The organism is Psychrobium sp. MM17-31 (assembly GCF_022347785.1).
GTDB lineage: Bacteria > Pseudomonadota > Gammaproteobacteria > Enterobacterales > Psychrobiaceae > Psychrobium.
The window spans coordinates 318,453-336,554 of sequence record NZ_JAKRGA010000005.1 but is presented as its reverse complement, the minus strand read 5'-3'; the positions used below and the strand labels follow the sequence as shown (position 1 = coordinate 336,554).

The following is an 18,102-nucleotide window of genomic DNA, read 5'->3' as shown; positions in this document are numbered from 1 at the left end:
AACAATAAAGAATAGGGCGCTTAGGCGCCCTTTTTTATACCGACCTTAGCAGAATACTAGTTTCACTATTGAGCACACCATCGATAGTTCTCACATCACTAAGCACTCTATCAAATTCTTGTAAATCTGACGCTCGTATTTCAGCCACTAAATCCCAATTTCCATTGGTCGTATGTAGTTTAGTTAATTGCGGGATTCCACGCAGCTTTTGAATTACTTGATTAGTTGATTTGCCAACGACTTCAATCATCATCATCGCCTTAACCACGTCGGTTTCTAATTCGTCATGAGCACGCACAGTAAAACCGAGAATAGCCCCACTACTAACTAATCTATCTAATCGGTTTTGTACCGTACCGCGCGATATATTGAGCATTGTCGCAAGTTTGGAGACGGAAGCGCGACCATCGGCTCGCAAAATAGCGAGCAGCTCCTTGTCGATAGCATCGTGTAAGTAGGCACGTTTGGTGATGTTAGTTGAAGTAGACATTAACTTTTCTACAAATAGCTAATAGGTGTGTACATAATGACAGAAAATTGTACGAATTATGCAAATTATTACCATTTTTTATAACGTTTGAGCGCGTTAGCATATTTAAAACTTCACTCAGCGGAATATTTAATATGAATTCTCAAATAAAAAATGACTTATCCAATGTTCAATTCGTTGGTGTAAATGACATGATTTCTTTAGTTAATACACAGGGGATCCCTGCATTTATTACTGGCTTAATAGAGTATTTAGAGCAAGATTTTATGCAGTGGGACGGTTTTGATAAATCGCCGCGCTATGCAGCTCATTCGCCAGAAGGTGTTATTGAGTTAATGCCAACGGGTAACCTCGATAAATTCAGCTTTAAATACGTTAATGGCCATCCTAAAAACACCAAACGCGGACTGCAAACCGTAACGGCCTTTGGTGTGCTATCTGACGTTGATAGCGGTTATCCATTAATGCTCTCTGAAATGACGCTACTTACTGCACTTCGCACGGCGGCAACTTCGGCAATGATGGCCAAATACCTAGCGCCCGAAAATGCAACGACTATGGCGATGATAGGTTGTGGTGCGCAATCTGAGTTTCAAGCCATTGCCTTTAATCATGTAATCGGTGTCAAAACTGTGCGTTTATACGATATCGATCCAGCAGCCATCGCTAAATGTCGCGATAACCTGCGCAGTTATGATATCGAAGTAGTTGTGTGTGATAGCGCAGAGCAAGCGTTGCAAGGTGCGCAGATTATCACTACCTGCACCGCCGATAAGAAAAACGCCACCATCTTAACCAGCGAAATGGTTAAGGACGCGCTTTATGTCAATGCGATTGGTGGTGATTGTCCTGGAAAAACCGAGCTGGAAGATGATCTGTTATTGCGCGCTAAGGTGTTTGTTGAGTACGAGCCTCAAACGCGTATCGAAGGGGATATTCAGCAGCTAACACCTGAGTTTAGTGTTACCGAAATGCATCGTGTGATTAAAGGTGAGATACAAGGGCGCACGGCTCAAAATGAACTCATTATCTTTGATGGCGTCGGCTTTGCGGTAGAGGATTACTCTGCATTGCGTTATGTCTTTGATTTGGCAAATTCCGATGGTCAACAATTGGAGCTATTAGCTAATCCGCAAGATCCTCGTAATTTATTTGGTATCACCCTGTAGGAGTCATTATGTCATTATTTCCCCAAGCGCCATCGGCGGTAGTGATGATCAGACCGCATCATTTTGTACCCAACGAGCAAACACGTGGTGATAACAGCTTTCAAACAGCATCGTTGATTGACGAACAACATATAAAACAGCAAGCATTTGAACAAGTAACCGCCATGGCTGATGAGTTGCAACAAAATGGCGTCACTGTGCATTTGTTCGAAGATAAAGGGACTAAAACACCTGATTCAGTATTTCCTAATAACTGGTTTTCTACTCATCTAGGTGGGCAAATCGCTATCTATCCGATGTATGCGCCGAACCGTCGCCAAGAGCGTCGCAGCGATATTATTGATATGCTAAAGGCGCAATACCGCGTTCAAGATATTATTGACTACTCAGGCCTTGAGTACGACGATATTTTCTTGGAAGGGACTGGGGCAATGGTGTTAGATCACGTCGAGCGCATTGCCTACGCCGCGCGTTCTAATCGTACCGACTCTCACGTGTTAGAGCGCTTTTGCACTCACTTTAATATCGAACCCATGGTATTTGATGCCTGCGATAGCAACGGCACGGCGGTTTACCACACCAATGTTTTAATGTGCATTGGTAGCGATTTTGTCATGGCAGGGTTTGAAATGATGACGGATGAATTTCGTCGTCAACAAATCGTTCGCCGTTTTGAAAACGCCGGTAAGTTAGTCATTCAGCTAACCGAACAACAAATAGGTTCTTTTTGTGGAAATGCGATAGAGCTACAAGGTAATGGCCAACGCTTACTTGCGTTATCACAAACTGCTTTTAATGCTCTGACACAAGAGCAAAAAACACTGTTATCACAGCGTGTTAAGTTATTACCACTCGATGTCTCTGCACTCGAACTCGCTGGTGGCTCGGTGCGTTGTATGCTGGCGGGAGTGCATTTAAGTCGTCGCTAAAACGGAGTATGCTGCATAGTTGATTCACCTTGCGAAGGAAAAACTATGCAGCCGATAGATACTGGTAAAGCCTACGACCAAATTACTCATTTGTGGCAGCGGGAAGGTTTTGATCGCACTAACGGTATTGCTCAACATGAGAAAGCGCTGAGTTATGCCAAAAATAGCGGTTTAGCCTTGGATGTTGGTTGTGGCTGTACGGGACGTTTTATCGATTTATTACTTAGCCATGGCTTCACGCCACAGGGCATCGACATTTCACAGAAAATGCTGCAATTAGCACAAGAAAGACATCCTAATATCGAATTTATTCATGCTGATATTTGCCAATGGCAACCGTCTAATAAATACGATTTCATTACCGCGTGGGATAGCATTTGGCACGTGCCTCTAGCGCAGCAAGAAGCGTTAATGACTAAGCTGATGTCGATGTTAACAAAAGACGGCGTACTAATTTTTAGTGCTGGTGGCATCGAAGAACCTCAGCAACATACCGATGATGCCATGGGCGTCGAAGTTTACTATGGCACTTTGGGATTCAAGAAACACTTAGCGCTGATCGATCAATGTGGCTGTGTCTGCCATTATGTTGAATATGAACTACACTGTTATTTCATCGTTCAACGAACATAGCAAACGGCTATTCAAAGGATTTGAAAGGGAAGTTACATGGATAATCATCATTTTAGACTTGGTTGGATTTTTATCGGTATTGGCTTGTTAGGCGGCTGCATAATGCTAGTTACCGTGCCAATGATTGTTGAGCAACTCAAAGAAATAAACTCATATTTCGGTGATGCTGAACTAACGGCGTTTCAAAATATTGTACTCATTCTTATTTCTTCAATTCCATTGCTGGCGATAATAGGCGGCATTCTTCACTATATGCAGCATGCTTTAGCTTCGCCAATTTTACTGGTGACTTCATGTGTTTTTCTGTTTTCATTTCCCATTGGCACCGCGATAGCGGTTTATTATTTCTGGTATCGATTTTCGTATTTGAAGAACCAAGAAATGAAAGTAGGCGTTAATGAATGGACAAGCTAGCGTTTTAAAACGCTAGCTTTAATTTTTGGTTTTACGCTAATGCTTCAAAATCATCTTCGCGTAATTTAGCGCTGCCGTCTTCCTGTAATACCCATAGTTCTTTATGGATGACGCCAGACGCATTATTCATTTTCCAGCCAGAAGTTAATAAAGCGCTGCTTTCGTCAATCACCTCTAATTTTGGCGCGATGTATTCAACACCTTTGAAACCATCATCAATAAGCTTCTGCCAGAATGCTTGAATCTCTGCTGTTCCAGTAAAGGTGCCGAATGGGCGTGCGTGCATTACTGCGTCACTTTCATATTGGCCTGCACAACCTGCCGCGTTTTGTGAGTTAAATGAATTTTTCCACGTTTCGCTTGCACGGTTTACTGCTGCTAAAACAATTTCTTTTTGCTCGTTTGATAATTGATTGCTCATGAATAGGTCTCCTTCAAATGATGGACATAGTTTAGAGACTAGATAGTTAATGAAAAACAGCGTAATTTAGAAATAATTGTTCGTAAAAATTAAACAGTATGCTTAATCAATCTCGTCATATTCAGATCTTTTGCCAAATCGTGGAAGCTGGTGGTATTAGCAAGGCCGCAGAAGCGCTAGAAGTATCTAAATCCGTGATTAGCCAACACTTAAAGGCGTTAGAACAAGAACTTGGTATATCCCTATTAAATCGCACTACACGCCGTCAGACGTTAACGCCAGTGGGAAAAGAGTTCTATCAACAGTGCAAACAAATTAATCAACTCACTAAACAAGCGTGGCAACAGGCGCAAGCGGCGCAGGAAGTTGCCAAGGGAATTGTTACCATTACGGCCCCTCATGCATTGATGGACAGCGTAGTCGCCCCAGCAATTGGTGAACTGTTGATTAAACATCCGCTAATGAAGCCTGTGCTTATTGCTGATGATCAGCGCCAAGATCTCATTAAAAACAATATTGATATTGCAGTGCGGGTAGGGGAATTGCCTGACAGTGATTATCGGCAAGTAAAACTCGGCGAGTTTCGCGATGTATTGTGTGCCTCGCAAACTTACATCGATAAACACTTTAGTGATAACGCTATTGAATGGTCGACAATTAACTATATCGCTAATGACTGGCAAGGAAGTCATGTAAATCATCAACTGACTCATGTTCAGTCGACAAATAAGCAACTAAATCTGTCTTTTACACCACAGCGCCGTGCTAACTCCTTGCCAACAGTTGTAGCGTTAGCAAAAGCAGGCGCTGGCATTGCGTTACTTCCGCACTTTATTGTCGCTCAAGAGCCTGCACTAGTGAAGGTTGTTGCTGATTACCAATTACCACCGAATGAAGTGTTCGCTTTACACGCTTATTCAAGTGGTAAGCCGAAGGCTGTTGAATTAGCTATTGGCGCGATAAATAGCAAGATGAAATAGCTAATTTAGACGGAAAATGTTTACGATTAATTCAAAATGAGGTCTGTTAATTGGTTGATGCGCCAGCGAATAAAAACGCTTGCTACTTCACAACCTTACTGCCCCAAGTAACCTTGTCGCAGTTTAAACCTTGTTGTAAATCGGTCAGAGTATCGAGATACGCCATAATTGGCTTAATCTTCAACGGTGATTCTTTTTTCAGCGACGTATACCAGTGATTATCTGTCTCGAAATATTTAATCACGTCGGCACTAAAACCTTTTTCGTGACTAAGTTTCACCAATTTTTCAACATCAGTCTTAGCGTTACAGCTTACATGGTATCTGATGGTATGAACTTTATTTACGTCGCTGCCACGTTTTACTAATGCTTCAATTAGTGAGCTGTTGTATTCAATTGCTGGATTAGATGCACAGGCCGTTAATAGCAAGGCAGATAAAATACAACTCAATTTTCCTACTGACATTTTCTATTCCCTGATTCGGTTTTTAAATTATTTTAGATTTCAGCAGTTTTATAGACCAACAGCCCCTAAACTTCTATTGCCATAATTAACAAAAATGCTACGGCAAAGGTGAGTAATAAACTTAACATTCCGATACCAAATACTAACCAGTTTGAGTGAAATGTTAACTGCTCACTTTCTTCTATTTTTTCCTTAGTAAATTGCTTTTTCTCTACGATAAGGCGTGTTGTGATAATGGTCGCGATAGTGAAGATAAGGCCGGGAAAGTTTTCGGGTAGATTTAGGCTTACAGCAATCAATGCGATGATAATAATCGTGCCGGCAATTAAGGTTGTTGATTTCTTTTCTGGCTCGTTGAGCGCAGAAAAATTCTGACTGATAAAGATAGTTGAAGCCAGCGGCCCACCCAAAAACGCGCCAACAGCGGCTTGAACAGGTGAAAATACTTTGCTTTGCGACATAGTTAAATCCTTTTAAATTATTAATGAGGTGTCAGTTTAGTTGAAATTTTAAAAAGCTCAATCAACCAAAAACAAAAGCTGACTTAAAATGATAAACGGCGTAATATGCCTTTAGATTATTTATACATTTCAATTTCTTAAGGGATTAAGAATGCCAAGACTCTTCGCATTATCTTATTTTTTCTTTTCACTTCTTGTTTGTTCCACTTCCTTTGCCGCGGACGATGCACCAAAGGAGCAGCAAATAAAGCAAGCCGTTATCTCCAATAATCAAAACTATCTCTATCAAGAACTCATTGCGATTCAAAAGCAGTTTACTGCGCTGGAAGTGAAATTGGAGCAGCAGAATGATTCGGAAAAAGTTAAAGAGTTAGAATCTGACTTAAAAAAGTTAGGTGAAGACTTAATTAAATTACAAGAGCTCGTTTCGAAGAATGAGCAAGTGAAATCATCTGAGATAAAAGATGTTGAGGGACGCATTTCAGATTTAAATTTTAATACGAATATGTGGGGAGTTATATTCTCGTTATTTGGTTTAGTTCTTGGTATAGCAGGTATTATAACTGGTCTTTCAACAATTCATCGTGCTAAGTCAGAAGCGAGAGATGCAGCCGACAGTCATATGTCAGAATGGTTAAATAGCAATAGACAAGGACTATTAAGTGATGCGAGAGAGAGTCTGTTATCTGTAATAAAAGAATTACAGCCGCAGTTAGATGATGCGGTTGATTCGCTTAATGATTTACACCGAGATTATGAAAGTAAATTCAGTGATGTATTTACTAAGATAGTGAGTAATAAAGAACTAACAGATTCCGAAAAAGAACAGATTAATAACTCTTCATTATCAGAAAAATTAAGTTCATTGGAGCAGTACTTATTCAAGGGGTTAAAAGCTTATACAAATAAACATTGGCAGGTAGCTAAACAGCACTTGTATCAGGCGTCTATTGTCGAATATTCCAATCAAAGTGATAAGTTACTGGTTCTTAGAGCTATATTTGGTTTAGCTGCAATTTCCAATAGAATCAAAAAAACAGATGATGAAGTAGATTATTTAAAACAAATAATTACTTTATTCGAAGTTAATGATAATAAAGAAATTCAGCTGCAAGTCGCTAAAGCTATGATGAATTTGGGTATTATATATGGCCAAGAAGAGTCTCCTAACGAAGAGATTGAGATTTATAAGCAGCTGATTGAACAATTTACTGGTCATGATAATGAAGAGATTCAGTTAATAGTTGCACAGGCGATGATGAACTTGGGGGTGACTTATAAACAAGAAAAGTCTCCTAGTGAAGCCATTGATACGTATAAGCAGCTGATTGAACAATTTACTGGTCATGATAATGAAGAGATTCAGTTAATAGTTGCACAGGCGATGATGAACTTGGGTATTACACATGGACAAGAAAATTCTCCTAACGAAGAAATTGAGATTTATAAGCAGCTGATTGAACAATTTACTGGTCATGATAATGAAGAGATTCAGGTAACAGTTGCAGAGGCGATGATGAACTTGGGGGTGACTTATAAACAAGAAAAGTCTCCTAGTGAAGCCATTGATACGTATAAGCAGCTGATTGAACAATTTACTGGTCATGATAATGAAGAAATTCAGCTTCAAGTCGCTAAAACGATGACAAATTTAGGTGTTACTTACGGACAAGAAGAGTCTCCTAACGAAGAGATTGAGATTTATAAGCAGCTGATTGAACAATTTACTGGTCATGATAATGAAGAGATTCAGTTAATAGTTGCACAGGCGATGATGAACTTGGGCATTACACATGGACAAGAAAAGTCTCCTAGTGAAGCCATTGATACGTATAAGCAGCTGATTGAACAATTTACTGGTCATGATAATGAAGAAATTCAGCTGCAAGTCGCTAAAGTGATGATGAATTTGGGTATTATATATGGACAAGAAGAGTCTCCTAACGAAGAGATTGAGATTTATAAGCAGCTGATTGAACAATTTACTGGTCATGATAATGAAGAGATTCAGTTAATAGTTGCACAGGCGATGATGAACTTGGGGGTGACTTATAAACAAGAAAAGTCTCCTAGTGAAGCCATTGATACGTATAAGCAGCTGATTGAACAATTTACTGGTCATGATAATGAAGAAATTCAGCTGCAAGTCGCTAAAGTGATGATGAATTTGGGTATTATATATGGACAAGAAAAATTATTTAATAAGGCCATTTCTATATCTGATGAACTCATCCAAAAATTTGAGGATATTGATAGTGCAGATATTCAAGAAATAGTTAAGGACGCGTTGGCAAATTTAGCTGAACTATCTATTCTTTTCGAAGAGCCTAAAAATGTTATTTTGAGAATTGAAAAAGTTGAATTAAACAACCCCGATGAACAAACATCTATAGTAATGAAGTTCATGAGATTCTTACTAGATAATGTAACATTTAATGAGGTAGTAAATTCGATTGAATTATTACCAAGTGATATTGAATTGACATGGCAATTTTCTGAAATAAAAGATTACATCAATGACAATTTCACTGGCTTAAAACGTCAACAAATTAATGCTGTTGTAAGATTTTTTGAAGAACATAAAGATAAAGAAAAATTCTTAGAAGAAACTAAAGGGTTGCAAGAATAGTTAGCAAGTAAGCACACAAAATATAAATTAAAAAACCGAGTTTAGAATTAACTAAACTCGGTTTTTTAGTTCTTCAGTATCGAGAGTTAAACCCTATCAGGCCTTGCTCCCAGTGCTGGCTTGCCAGCTAGAGATGAGCGTTTGCGCTGATTTGGTTTCGCTTTCGGCTTAACCTTTTTCTTCGCTGGTTTATTGCTTGGCTGATTACCAGTCGCTGCCTTATCACTGTAAACCGATTTCCCTTTGCCTTTGCCAAAAGTTGGTTTGTCGCTTCTAATATCCGGTTGTTTCGGGTTCTTTGTTGCAAAGCGTTTGTTGCCATGACGGCTTGATTCACGGCTACGCAGGGTGGCGGCTACACGGGCTTCTTCGTGCTCGTCTGGTACTAAACAGTGCTTCTTAGTACCGATAAGGTACTTCATGCCCATGCGTTTTAGCGCCGAGCGTAATAGCGGCCAGTTTTCTGGGTCGTGATAACGCAAGAATGCCTTGTGTAGGCGGCGTTGACGTTCGCCTTTCGCGACAAACAGCTCTTCGCCATTTTTCTTGTATTTCACCTTTTTCAGCGGATTGGTTTCCGAGTGATACATTGCCGTTGCGTTACACATTGGCGATGGGTAGAAGTTTTGTACTTGGTCACACTCGAAATCATTGGCTTTAAGCCACAGTGCTAAATTCAGCATGTCTTCGTCGGTACTGCCCGGATGCGCCGAGATAAAGTACGGGATCATGTACTGCTTTTTACCCGCTTCTTCACTGTACTGATAGAACATTTCCTTAAACTTGTCGTAAGCTTTCATCTCTGGCTTCATCATCAAGTCTAGGGTGCGTTTTTCCGTGTGCTCTGGCGCTATTTTTAGGTAACCACCAACGTGATTTTGCACCAGCTCTTTAACGTACTCTGGGGACTCAACTGCCAGATCGTAACGTACACCTGAGGCTATTAAGATTTTCTTAATGCCGCGAACTTTTCGAGCTTCGCGATATAAATCTATGGTGTGCTTGTGGTCAGTATCGAGCTTGCTACAGATTTTTGGGAACACACAAGATGGATGACGACAGTTAATTTCTGCTTTGGGATCGCTACAACCAAGGCGATACATGTTGGCGGTTGGGCCGCCTAAGTCGGAAATAGTGCCAGTAAAGCCCGGAACTTTATCGCGAATTTCACCAAGCTCGTTCAAGATTGATTCTTTCGAACGACTTTGAATTACACGGCCCTCGTGCTCGGTAATAGAACAGAACGAACAGCCACCAAAACAGCCACGCATGATATTAACCGAGGTTTTAATCATGTCGTAAGCAGGGATTTTAGCCTTGCCGTATTTAGGATGCGGTACACGAGCGTATTGGAGGCCAAACACAAAATCCATTTCTTCGGTAGTTAACGGAATTGGCGCCTTGTTAACCCACAAGTGGCGATCGCCGTGTTGCTGGATAAGCGCGCGCCCTGAGTATGGATTTACTTCAAGGTGCATAATGCGTGATGCGTGGGCGTATAACACACGGTCATTTTGCAATTTCTCAAACGATGGCAAACGCACTACCGTGGTATTTGAGTCGTGACGCGATGGTCTTACCGTGATGACTTGTGCCTTGGCTTCTTCAGGCGCTTTGTCGGTGTCATTTTTACAATCCGTTTCGGTTTCATACGGATTTATCATCGGTTTTACGTGAGACTTATGTGGTTTTTCAATACGCGACGAATCTATTTCTTTAAAGCCTTCCGGTACTTCTTTGACGATGATTGCGGTACCAGCAATATCGGTAATTTCGCTAACTGGCGTCTTGTTAGCGATGCGATAAGCCAGTTCCACAAGGGCGCGTTCGGCGTTACCAAACAGCAGAATATCGGCTTTGGCGTCGAATAATACCGAACGGCGTACTTTATCTGACCAGTAGTCATAATGTGCTAAACGGCGCAAGCTGGCTTCGATACCACCTAATACGATAGGCACGTCTTTGTAGGCTTCGCGACAACGTTGTGAATATTGTAAAACTGCGCGATCAGGTCGCTTACCGCCTTCGTTATTTGGCGTGTAGGCATCATCGTGACGAATCTTGCGATCGGCGGTGTAGCGATTAATCATCGAATCCATGTTACCGGCAGTCACACCGAAGAATAGGTTCGGTTTACCCAGCTCCATAAAGGCATCTTTACTGTGCCAATCAGGCTGAGCAATTATGCCTACACGATAACCTTGGGCTTCTAATACACGGCCAATTACCGCCATGCCAAAGCTTGGATGATCGACATAGGCGTCGCCTGAAACGATGATGATGTCGCAGCTATCCCAGCCTAATTTGTCCATTTCTTTGCGTGATGTTGGCAAAAACGGCGCTGTGCCATAACACTCCGCCCAATATCTTGGGTATTCGTGAATTGGTGGCGCGGTTGGCTTTTCAATTGGCTTTTTCATGATGGGATTCGCGTTATCAAAGTGGGCGAATTATAGCTTATCCAAGCCAGTGGGCGCTAGTTAACGACTCTCGAGCTGTGATGAATGATGTTATTTACTAAGCTTGATAGCCGATTGCGATGCCAATTGCGCAAAGGCTTCGTCGGTAAGTTGCAGGGTAATTTGCTTGCTGCTTTCATCAATATCAAGCACTTGGCTAGTATGAGGTAATAGCTGGTGGCGCTTGAGAAGTTGCTGGCAATCACCGCTATCGGTAATGTTCCCTTGCTCAATTAGCATCAGCTCATCGCATAAAAAATGGATTTCATCGATGTGATGGCTAACGTAAATCATCACTAATTGCTGTTGCTGACTGTAGTTTTTAAGCGCGAGCATTAGCTGCTGCTTAGCGGTGTCGTCTAGTGCTGATAGTGGCTCGTCGAGTAATAGCAAGTCGGGCTTTGCAGCAAGACTGCGCACTATAGCGACGCGTTGCTGTTGACCTGCTGATAACAAATTACAGCGCTTATCTAATAACGGAGCTACTCCAAAATCACTAATCAATGATTCTAAGGCTGCTAAATCGAGTTGATTAACTATCTCTATATTTTGCGCCACTGTTAAGTGATTAAACAGGCGGCTGTCTTGAAATACCATGCCTACACGGCAAGCGTGTTCACTGCTTAACGCCCAGTGATGACTATTAAAAACAATATTTCCACGGCTTGATTCGTTAAGCCCTGCAATAGCTCTGAGTAAGTTTGTTTTACCGCTACCTGATTGGCCGAATAGGCCGATAATGCCATCAGCATTAAGTTCGACATTTATGTCGAGGTCGAAATGAGCGAGAGGTTGTTGAATGTTGAGTTTTAAGGTCATGGTTTTGCATCCTTGTTTTGAAGGAATGCGTAAATCAACACCAACATTACTAACGAGCTAATTAATAAGCCGCCAGCGATGGTGTGGGCTTGTTGATATTCAAAAGCTTCGACGTGCTCGAATAAGCTAATGGCCAATACCTGTGTTTCGCCGGGGATATTACCGCCAATCATTAGTACTACGCCGAATTCACCTAAGGTGTGGGCAAATCCCATGACTGCTGCGAGTAAAAAACTGCGTTTAGTCATCGGCACTATGATGTGCTTTATGGTTTGCCAACGGCTCATACCAAGGGTTTTAGCTGCTTCTAATTCTTTATTACCCAAGGTTACAAAGCCTGCTTGCAGCGGTTGTACAACAAAGGGCAGTGAATAAATGATTGAGCCTATTAATAGGCCGCTAAAGCTAAATGCCAGTGTAGTGCCAGTCATAGATTGCCATAGCTGACCGGGTAAATAGTTTGGAGAAAAAGCCAGTAATAAATAAAAGCCTAATACTGTAGGTGGCAATACTAACGGCAGGGCGACTAAGGCTTCAAAAAATGGTCGTGTTTTACTTTTACTCTTTGCTAACCACCAAGCAATGAACGGACTAATGGTCAGTAAGATAATAGTGGTTAAAAAAGCCAGTTTTAGAGTGAGCCATAACGCTTGTAAATCGTTAGTCATTGTTAACTCCAGTTAAGTAACCTTTGTTTGAAATGACTGTTTTACTATCTTGCGTTAAGTAATCTAAATACTGTTTGGCGAGCTGATTATTTTTTCCGTGGTTGGTGAGCACCGCGAATTGGTTGATTGGTGAATGAAGCTGTTTGGGAATAATAAAGTAGTGTTGCTCAGCGCCAGACTCTAGCAGCTGACTAACTGAAACTAGGCCAGATTCAGCGTTAGCACTTTGCACAAATTGTAATGCCTGAATAACGTTGTTTCCCAGCACTAGTTTATTTACTAAAGCGTCATTTATGCCTAATGAACTGATTAGTTCTTTAGCTGATTTTCCATATGGTGCAAACTTGGGGTTTGCAATTGCTAACTTACCTGTCTGCAATTTCAAGGTGTTTTTAAGGTCTTCTAAGGACGCGACTGAATATTTTTGACTGAAGAAAGCTAATTGGCCGGTGGCATAAAGGATTAGCGAGTTAGCATCAGCCTTGTTATTTTTTATAAGCCATTGTGGTCTTGATAGATCGGCACTGAGAAAAATATCATATGGTGCATCGTGAAAAATTTGATTAGCCAGCGCGCTACTCGATGCTGTAATCAAGGTAACTTTATGGCCAGTTTTTTGCTGGAAATTTTCAGTGATTATTTGTGCTGTTGTTTTAAAGTTGGCGGCAACGGCTACTTTTATTTCTCCGCTATGTGCTAAAAAAGTGCATACGGCGAACGAAACTCCTAATAGCCATTTCACCATGTTACTGACCACTGTTCTTTTTCCATTTTGCGGCTGCATGATGATCTGACTCACGCTCATTTAACCAAGTTTCGGTTTTTCCGTCGGACTCTTTTTTCCAAAATGGCGCTTGGGTTTTTAAATAGTCGATAATGAACTCACAGGCTTCGAAAGCGGTTTTGCGATGGGCACTAGCAACGCCGATATAAACAATTTGATCGCCGGGAGTGAGTTCGCCAACGCGATGAACAATTAATGGCGTAGCTATTGGCCAACGGGCTTGTGCTTGCTCACTGATTTTAGCTAGAGCTTTTTCTGTCATACCCGGATAGTGTTCGAGTGTTAAATTACTAACGCTTTGTTCTAGATTGAAATCACGCACCTTGCCGACAAAGGTGACTATGGCACCATAGCCCAACGGATTGTTATCTTTAGCAGTAATTTGCTGATAAAGCGCGGCGATATCAAAGTCGTCAGTTTGTACACTAATCACGATTAGCCGCCTGTTACCGGTGGGAAAAAGGCGACTTCATCGCCATCTTTAATGACGGTATTCCACGGGCTCATTTCTTGATTAACCGCCACAAGCAGTTTGTCGCGGGTGAGGGCTAAATCCCATTTGTCATTGATAGCGGCGAGATGGCTGCGTAAGGTTTCTAAATTGCTAAAACGAGATTCGAAATCTAGTTTCAGTTCGTCTTGGCCGATAATTTCTCGAGTTTGTGCGAAAAACACAATGGATAACATAGTGGTTCCTTTAACCGCCAATTGAGGCTAGGTGGGGAGTTGCTCCCGTATTGCCTTGTTGTAAATAATGGCTAACTTCTTTGGTTTGTACTGCTTGATGCAATCGCTCAATCAGCGCATCTTGTTGTGTATCTTCTTGTATTAAATCACGAATTTCAACGCCAGCTTCACCAAACAAACATAGGTGCATTTTACCTAACGCACTCACGCGTAGTCGATTACAGGTCTCGCAAAAATCTTTAGCGTAGGGCTGAATTAAACCAAGGCTGCCTTGATAATTGTGATGTGAATAAACCTGCGCTGGCCCATCGTCCTTGGCACGCAGTTGTTGTACCCAACCTTGCGCCTGTAAAAAGGTTTTAATGCCATCGCCAGATAAATGATGTTGATTGAAGAACTGACTAGTTTCGCCGCATTCCATGAGCTCAATAAAGCGCATTTCGATATTACGATCTTTAATAAAGGCTAGAAATTGTTGTAATTCGTTGTCGTTAAACTCTTTGATTAGTACTGAGTTGAGTTTGATTTTGTCAAAGCCTACTTCAAGGGCTTTATCGATACCACGCATCACATCGTCGAAGCGATTGACACCGGTTATCTTGTTAAACAGATGTGGCGTGAGACTATCGACGCTAATATTGATTTGATTAAGTCCAGCATCCTTCCACGCTTGCGCGTGTTTCGCTAGGTTATAGCCATTTGTTGTCATGGCGATTTTTTTAATCCCGTCGATATTTTTAATCGCGCGAATAATTTGCGGTAAATCTTTGCGTAATCCCGGCTCGCCACCAGTAATTCTAACCTTTTGAGTGCCGACCTTGGCAAAGGCTTCAACTGTACGTCGTATTTCATTAACCGATAAGAAACAGGCTTTGCTTTTGTGCTGATAACCGTCCGGCAAGCAATATTCGCATTTGAAATTGCAAACGTCCGTTATTGAGAGGCGTAAATAATAAAATTTACGGCCAAAGTTATCGCTTAGTTGCATCGAGTAGCCTGAAGTTAATCAAATAAAGTGCTGATATGTCACCATAGCAAATGTTGTTGATAGTGTCAGTGGATCAGCTTCAAACTATTAGAACAGTGTTGGTAAGGGAATATTTCAATTACCCAGCTAAATAAAGACTATTTAGCAAAGTAACCTTTCCACAATCGCGCTAGGGCAGCCTTGATATGTGCTTGGAAATCTTCGTCGGTTTGGCGTTGACGTTGTTGCCACAATCCCAAAATAAGTGCGTGTGAATCGTTGTATAGCGACAGTGCTTGCGCTTGATTTAGCATTGGGAATTGTTGGTGAATTTGTGTGGCAATGCTGTTGGCGTGATTACTTAACCACTGGTAATACTCGTTTTTAACGTGTTCGTCACACCCCGGTTCTAAGGTCGAGCAAGATAGACTCGCCAAAGGGAAGAACAGGGCGTCGTCGAGTGGGTAACGGACAAAGCAATTGAGGAGTTCGGCTAAGCTTTGTGTTGTGGTTAGTGTTTGCTCTAACTCTTGAAACCACACTTGGTAGTGTTGTTGCAGCAATGACAGGTAGATAGTTTCTTTGCTTGAGAAATACAGATAAACCGTACCTTTGGCCTGATTACAGTGTTTGGCGATGGTGGCCACTGTTGGCAGCGTTAGGTTTTCTTGGAATAGAGTGGCGGCAGAATCGATGATTGCTTGGTGTTTTTGCTGTTTTTCTTGGTCTGTATTTGCGCGCGTAGTCATATTTCGTGCCTTCCATTGCCAGTTTGTGGAGTCAAGACAAATTATTGAGTGTGTCATTGCGATCGATCAATATTTCAAATCATGATCTGAGCAATACTATTAGCTATAAGATAAGTTAATATTTAATTGAACAGTGGTCAATAGCGTGCAGAAAACAATAGAATGGGATCAGGCTTTAATTGAAAAATACAATTACAGCGGTCCGCGATACACCTCATATCCAACGGCGTTAGAGTTTAATGAAGACTTTAGCGAAAGCGATTTCGTTAACGCGGTGGAAAATAGTGATAATGACAAGCTGTCTTTATATATTCATATCCCATTTTGTCACATGCTTTGTTACTACTGCGGCTGTAACAAAATCATCACTCGTCATGCCCACAAAGCCGATCAATATTTAGAATATCTCGCCAGTGAAATCAAAGCTCGCGCGCAACTATTCAAACAAAAGACCGTGACCCAAATGCACTGGGGCGGTGGTACACCAACGTTTTTGACCAAAGAACAAATATCTAAACTGGTGCAGTTATTACGCAGTGAGTTTAACTTCGCCGAAATCGGTGAATACTCTATTGAAATCGACCCGCGCGAAATTGAATTAGACACGCTAGATCACCTGCGCGCAGAAGGTTTTAATCGCATTAGTCTGGGTGTACAAGACTTCAATAAAGATGTGCAAAAAGCAGTTAATCGCGAGCAATGTGAAGACTTTATTTTTGCGATGATCGAGCGCGCTCGTGAACTGGGTTTTGTGTCCACCAGCATCGACCTTATTTATGGACTGCCGCATCAAACAACTGAGTCTTTTGCTAAAACTATCGAACGCGTGATTGAGCTCTCACCTGATCGCTTATCGGTATTTAACTATGCTCATTTGCCAAATATCTTTGCTGCGCAGCGTAAATTAAAAGAAGAAGATATGCCGTCGCCACGCGAAAAACTGCAAATTCTGGAAAATACAATTAATCAATTAGTTGCGGCAGGCTATCAGTACATCGGGATGGATCATTTCGCCAAGCCAGATGACGAGTTAGCGATTTTGCAGAACAACGGTAAATTACATCGAAATTTTCAAGGTTACACCACGCAACCTGAATGTGATTTGTTGGGCTTAGGTGTCTCGGCGATCAGTCAAATTGGTCAATGTTACGCCCAAAACCAGAAAGATATTAAGCAGTATTATTCGAGCGTTGATGAAAAATCCAATGCGCTGTGGAAGGGTGTCGGTTTGACTGAAGATGACTTTATTCGCCGCGCGGTGATTAAACAATTGATCTGTCACTTCGAGTTAGATTTTGGATCGATTGAATCGCAATGGGATCTTAACTTTGAGGAATACTTCAAAGAAGATCTTCAATTACTTCAAACGTTTATCGACGACGATTTAGTTAAATATGATACCCGTTCATTAAAAGTGACACCAAAAGGCGAACTTTTAATCCGCAACATCTGCATGTGTTTTGACGTTTATTTGCGCGACAGAGCCCGTCAGCAGCAGTTCTCGCGAGTCATTTAAGCTACCTAAAATCTCCATTTTTAGTTGAAGAGGCAGGCTAAGTTATATAGCCTGCCTCTTCTGTTTTAAAATGGATTTACCGTGAAAGTCGATTACACCACCTATTCTCTTAAAGATCTGCTCGATGTTAAAAGTCGCATTGACGCCGAACGCTTTCCTGAAAACTACGAAGCGCTTATCGACGAGATCGAGCGCAGACGTCGTTCAGGCAATCTACACGGTAACAATACCGATCATCTGATCAACAACTACGATTACGACGATGATGATGACGAAGAAGATCTTTTCTTTCTCGACTTTAAACCCAATGCCAATAAAAAGCGTCGCCGCTTTGTTATTTGTGCCGCATTAATTATTACCGCTTGGGCATTATTATTGATTGGTAAAGATTATTGGGTGACATCATTGGACGATGTTAGAAAATATGACACCACAGTTTCTAGCATGAAGTGTGTTATCACTGATGTTGAAAATGAAGAAACCGATGAAGTGCGCCGCTATATCGACTTGGATGTGATGTCAGACATTGACCGTTTTACCGCTTTTGATATCAGTCAGCGCATGTGTAATACCATCAAAAGCGAATATCCAACGGGATCGCCAATCTCCATTTGGCATAAAGACGGTATTATCTATCAGTTAAAATCTGATGAGCGCATGCTGTTATCCTATCGTTTGCTTAAACCGCGTATTCGCGCGTTCCAAACGCAAGATATGTATTTTTACATCTTTGGTTTACTGTTCTTTTGGGCATTGGCTTTTAAGACAGTTATTAACGCCATTTCTCCGGGGACCTTCACCAAGGAGGATTAATAACGAGTAGCGCCGTTGTAGAAACGGCGCTAAATGCTTGTTTAGATA

At 41.5% G+C, this 18,102-nt stretch carries 20 protein-coding genes; 8 read left to right on the top strand and 12 right to left on the bottom strand.

Annotated elements, in window-relative coordinates:
- Window positions 1-34 precede the first annotated feature (34 nt).
- Window positions 35-490, bottom strand: a complete 456-nt coding sequence (locus MHM98_RS16260; RefSeq protein WP_239440420.1) for an Lrp/AsnC family transcriptional regulator — start codon at window positions 488-490, stop codon at window positions 35-37.
- Window positions 491-624: 134 nt separating this feature from the next.
- Here MHM98_RS16260 and MHM98_RS16255 point away from each other — a divergent pair, with 134 nt between their 5' ends.
- The 4 genes from MHM98_RS16255 to MHM98_RS16240 are packed head-to-tail and all read left to right on the top strand — an operon-like array spanning window position 625 to window position 3,635.
- Window positions 625-1,659 carry an ornithine cyclodeaminase gene (locus MHM98_RS16255; RefSeq protein ID WP_239440419.1) on the top strand — a complete coding sequence of 345 codons (1,035 nt, stop codon included), beginning with the start codon at window positions 625-627 and terminating at the stop codon, window positions 1,657-1,659.
- A gap of 8 nt (window positions 1,660-1,667) precedes the next feature.
- A complete protein-coding gene (locus tag MHM98_RS16250) occupies window positions 1,668-2,588 on the top strand; it encodes an arginine deiminase-related protein (RefSeq protein WP_239440418.1) in 921 nt (306 codons plus the stop codon).
- A 45-nt stretch (window positions 2,589-2,633) separates the two neighbouring features.
- The gene (locus tag MHM98_RS16245; RefSeq protein ID WP_239440417.1) at window positions 2,634-3,221 is read left to right on the top strand and encodes a class I SAM-dependent methyltransferase; all 588 of its coding nucleotides are present in this window, start codon (window positions 2,634-2,636) and stop codon (window positions 3,219-3,221) included.
- Between the two features lie 36 nt (window positions 3,222-3,257).
- Window positions 3,258-3,635, top strand: a complete 378-nt coding sequence (locus tag MHM98_RS16240) for a hypothetical protein (protein ID WP_239440416.1) — start codon at window positions 3,258-3,260, stop codon at window positions 3,633-3,635.
- Between the two features lie 31 nt (window positions 3,636-3,666).
- Here the strand turns inward: MHM98_RS16240 and MHM98_RS16235 are convergent, their stop codons facing one another.
- Window positions 3,667-4,056, bottom strand: coding sequence for an isochorismatase (locus MHM98_RS16235; RefSeq protein ID WP_239440415.1), 390 nt, complete (start codon window positions 4,054-4,056; stop codon window positions 3,667-3,669).
- 98 nt (window positions 4,057-4,154) lie between these two features.
- Here MHM98_RS16235 and MHM98_RS16230 point away from each other — a divergent pair, with 98 nt between their 5' ends.
- Window positions 4,155-5,036, top strand: coding sequence for a LysR family transcriptional regulator (locus tag MHM98_RS16230; RefSeq protein ID WP_239440414.1), 882 nt, complete (start codon window positions 4,155-4,157; stop codon window positions 5,034-5,036).
- An 82-nt stretch (window positions 5,037-5,118) separates the two neighbouring features.
- Here MHM98_RS16230 and MHM98_RS16225 read toward each other — a convergent pair whose 3' ends face one another.
- Complete coding sequence (locus tag MHM98_RS16225) at window positions 5,119-5,502, bottom strand: ribonuclease E inhibitor RraB (protein WP_239440413.1); 384 nt, start codon at window positions 5,500-5,502, stop codon at window positions 5,119-5,121.
- Between the two features lie 65 nt (window positions 5,503-5,567).
- Entirely contained in the window at window positions 5,568-5,963 is a 396-nt protein-coding gene (locus tag MHM98_RS16220; protein ID WP_239440412.1) for a hypothetical protein, read from the bottom strand.
- A 151-nt stretch (window positions 5,964-6,114) separates the two neighbouring features.
- Here MHM98_RS16220 and MHM98_RS16215 point away from each other — a divergent pair, with 151 nt between their 5' ends.
- Complete coding sequence (locus tag MHM98_RS16215) at window positions 6,115-8,592, top strand: tetratricopeptide repeat protein (protein WP_239440411.1); 2,478 nt, start codon at window positions 6,115-6,117, stop codon at window positions 8,590-8,592.
- 86 nt (window positions 8,593-8,678) lie between these two features.
- Here the strand turns inward: MHM98_RS16215 and MHM98_RS16210 are convergent, their stop codons facing one another.
- The 8 genes from MHM98_RS16210 to MHM98_RS16175 all read right to left on the bottom strand — a co-directional run bounded on the left by MHM98_RS16210 (window position 8,679) and on the right by MHM98_RS16175 (window position 15,725).
- A complete protein-coding gene (locus MHM98_RS16210; RefSeq protein ID WP_239440410.1) occupies window positions 8,679-11,012 on the bottom strand; it encodes a YgiQ family radical SAM protein in 2,334 nt (777 codons plus the stop codon).
- 90 nt (window positions 11,013-11,102) lie between these two features.
- Window positions 11,103-11,870 (bottom strand): ATP-binding cassette domain-containing protein, encoded by a 768-nt coding sequence (locus tag MHM98_RS16205; protein WP_239440409.1) that lies wholly within the window; start codon window positions 11,868-11,870, stop codon window positions 11,103-11,105.
- Window positions 11,867-12,538, bottom strand: coding sequence for a molybdate ABC transporter permease subunit (gene modB / locus MHM98_RS16200; RefSeq protein WP_239440408.1), 672 nt, complete (start codon window positions 12,536-12,538; stop codon window positions 11,867-11,869). Before modB ends, MHM98_RS16205 begins: the two co-directional genes overlap by 4 nt.
- On the bottom strand, window positions 12,531-13,337 hold the full coding sequence (modA, locus tag MHM98_RS16195; RefSeq protein ID WP_239440407.1) for a molybdate ABC transporter substrate-binding protein: 807 nt from the start codon (window positions 13,335-13,337) through the stop codon (window positions 12,531-12,533). Before modA ends, modB begins: the two co-directional genes overlap by 8 nt.
- Window positions 13,285-13,755, bottom strand: a complete 471-nt coding sequence (gene moaE / locus MHM98_RS16190) for a molybdopterin synthase catalytic subunit MoaE (protein ID WP_239440406.1) — start codon at window positions 13,753-13,755, stop codon at window positions 13,285-13,287. The genes modA and moaE overlap by 53 nt, the downstream gene beginning before the upstream one ends.
- 2 nt (window positions 13,756-13,757) lie before the next feature.
- Window positions 13,758-14,009 (bottom strand): molybdopterin synthase sulfur carrier subunit, encoded by a 252-nt coding sequence (moaD, locus tag MHM98_RS16185; RefSeq protein WP_239440405.1) that lies wholly within the window; start codon window positions 14,007-14,009, stop codon window positions 13,758-13,760.
- A gap of 10 nt (window positions 14,010-14,019) precedes the next feature.
- The gene (gene moaA, locus MHM98_RS16180) at window positions 14,020-14,997 is read right to left on the bottom strand and encodes a GTP 3',8-cyclase MoaA (RefSeq protein ID WP_239440404.1); all 978 of its coding nucleotides are present in this window, start codon (window positions 14,995-14,997) and stop codon (window positions 14,020-14,022) included.
- 137 nt (window positions 14,998-15,134) lie between these two features.
- Window positions 15,135-15,725: a TetR/AcrR family transcriptional regulator gene (locus MHM98_RS16175; protein WP_239440403.1), complete on the bottom strand. Its 591-nt coding sequence runs from the start codon at window positions 15,723-15,725 to the stop codon at window positions 15,135-15,137.
- 145 nt (window positions 15,726-15,870) lie between these two features.
- On the opposite strand from MHM98_RS16175, the gene hemN reads away from it, so the two are divergent.
- Together hemN and MHM98_RS16165 are read left to right on the top strand one after the other, a co-directional pair.
- Window positions 15,871-17,241 carry an oxygen-independent coproporphyrinogen III oxidase gene (hemN, locus tag MHM98_RS16170; protein WP_239440402.1) on the top strand — a complete coding sequence of 457 codons (1,371 nt, stop codon included), beginning with the start codon at window positions 15,871-15,873 and terminating at the stop codon, window positions 17,239-17,241.
- An 81-nt stretch (window positions 17,242-17,322) separates the two neighbouring features.
- Complete coding sequence (locus MHM98_RS16165) at window positions 17,323-18,054, top strand: hypothetical protein (RefSeq protein ID WP_239440401.1); 732 nt, start codon at window positions 17,323-17,325, stop codon at window positions 18,052-18,054.
- Window positions 18,055-18,102: the final 48 nt, after the last annotated feature.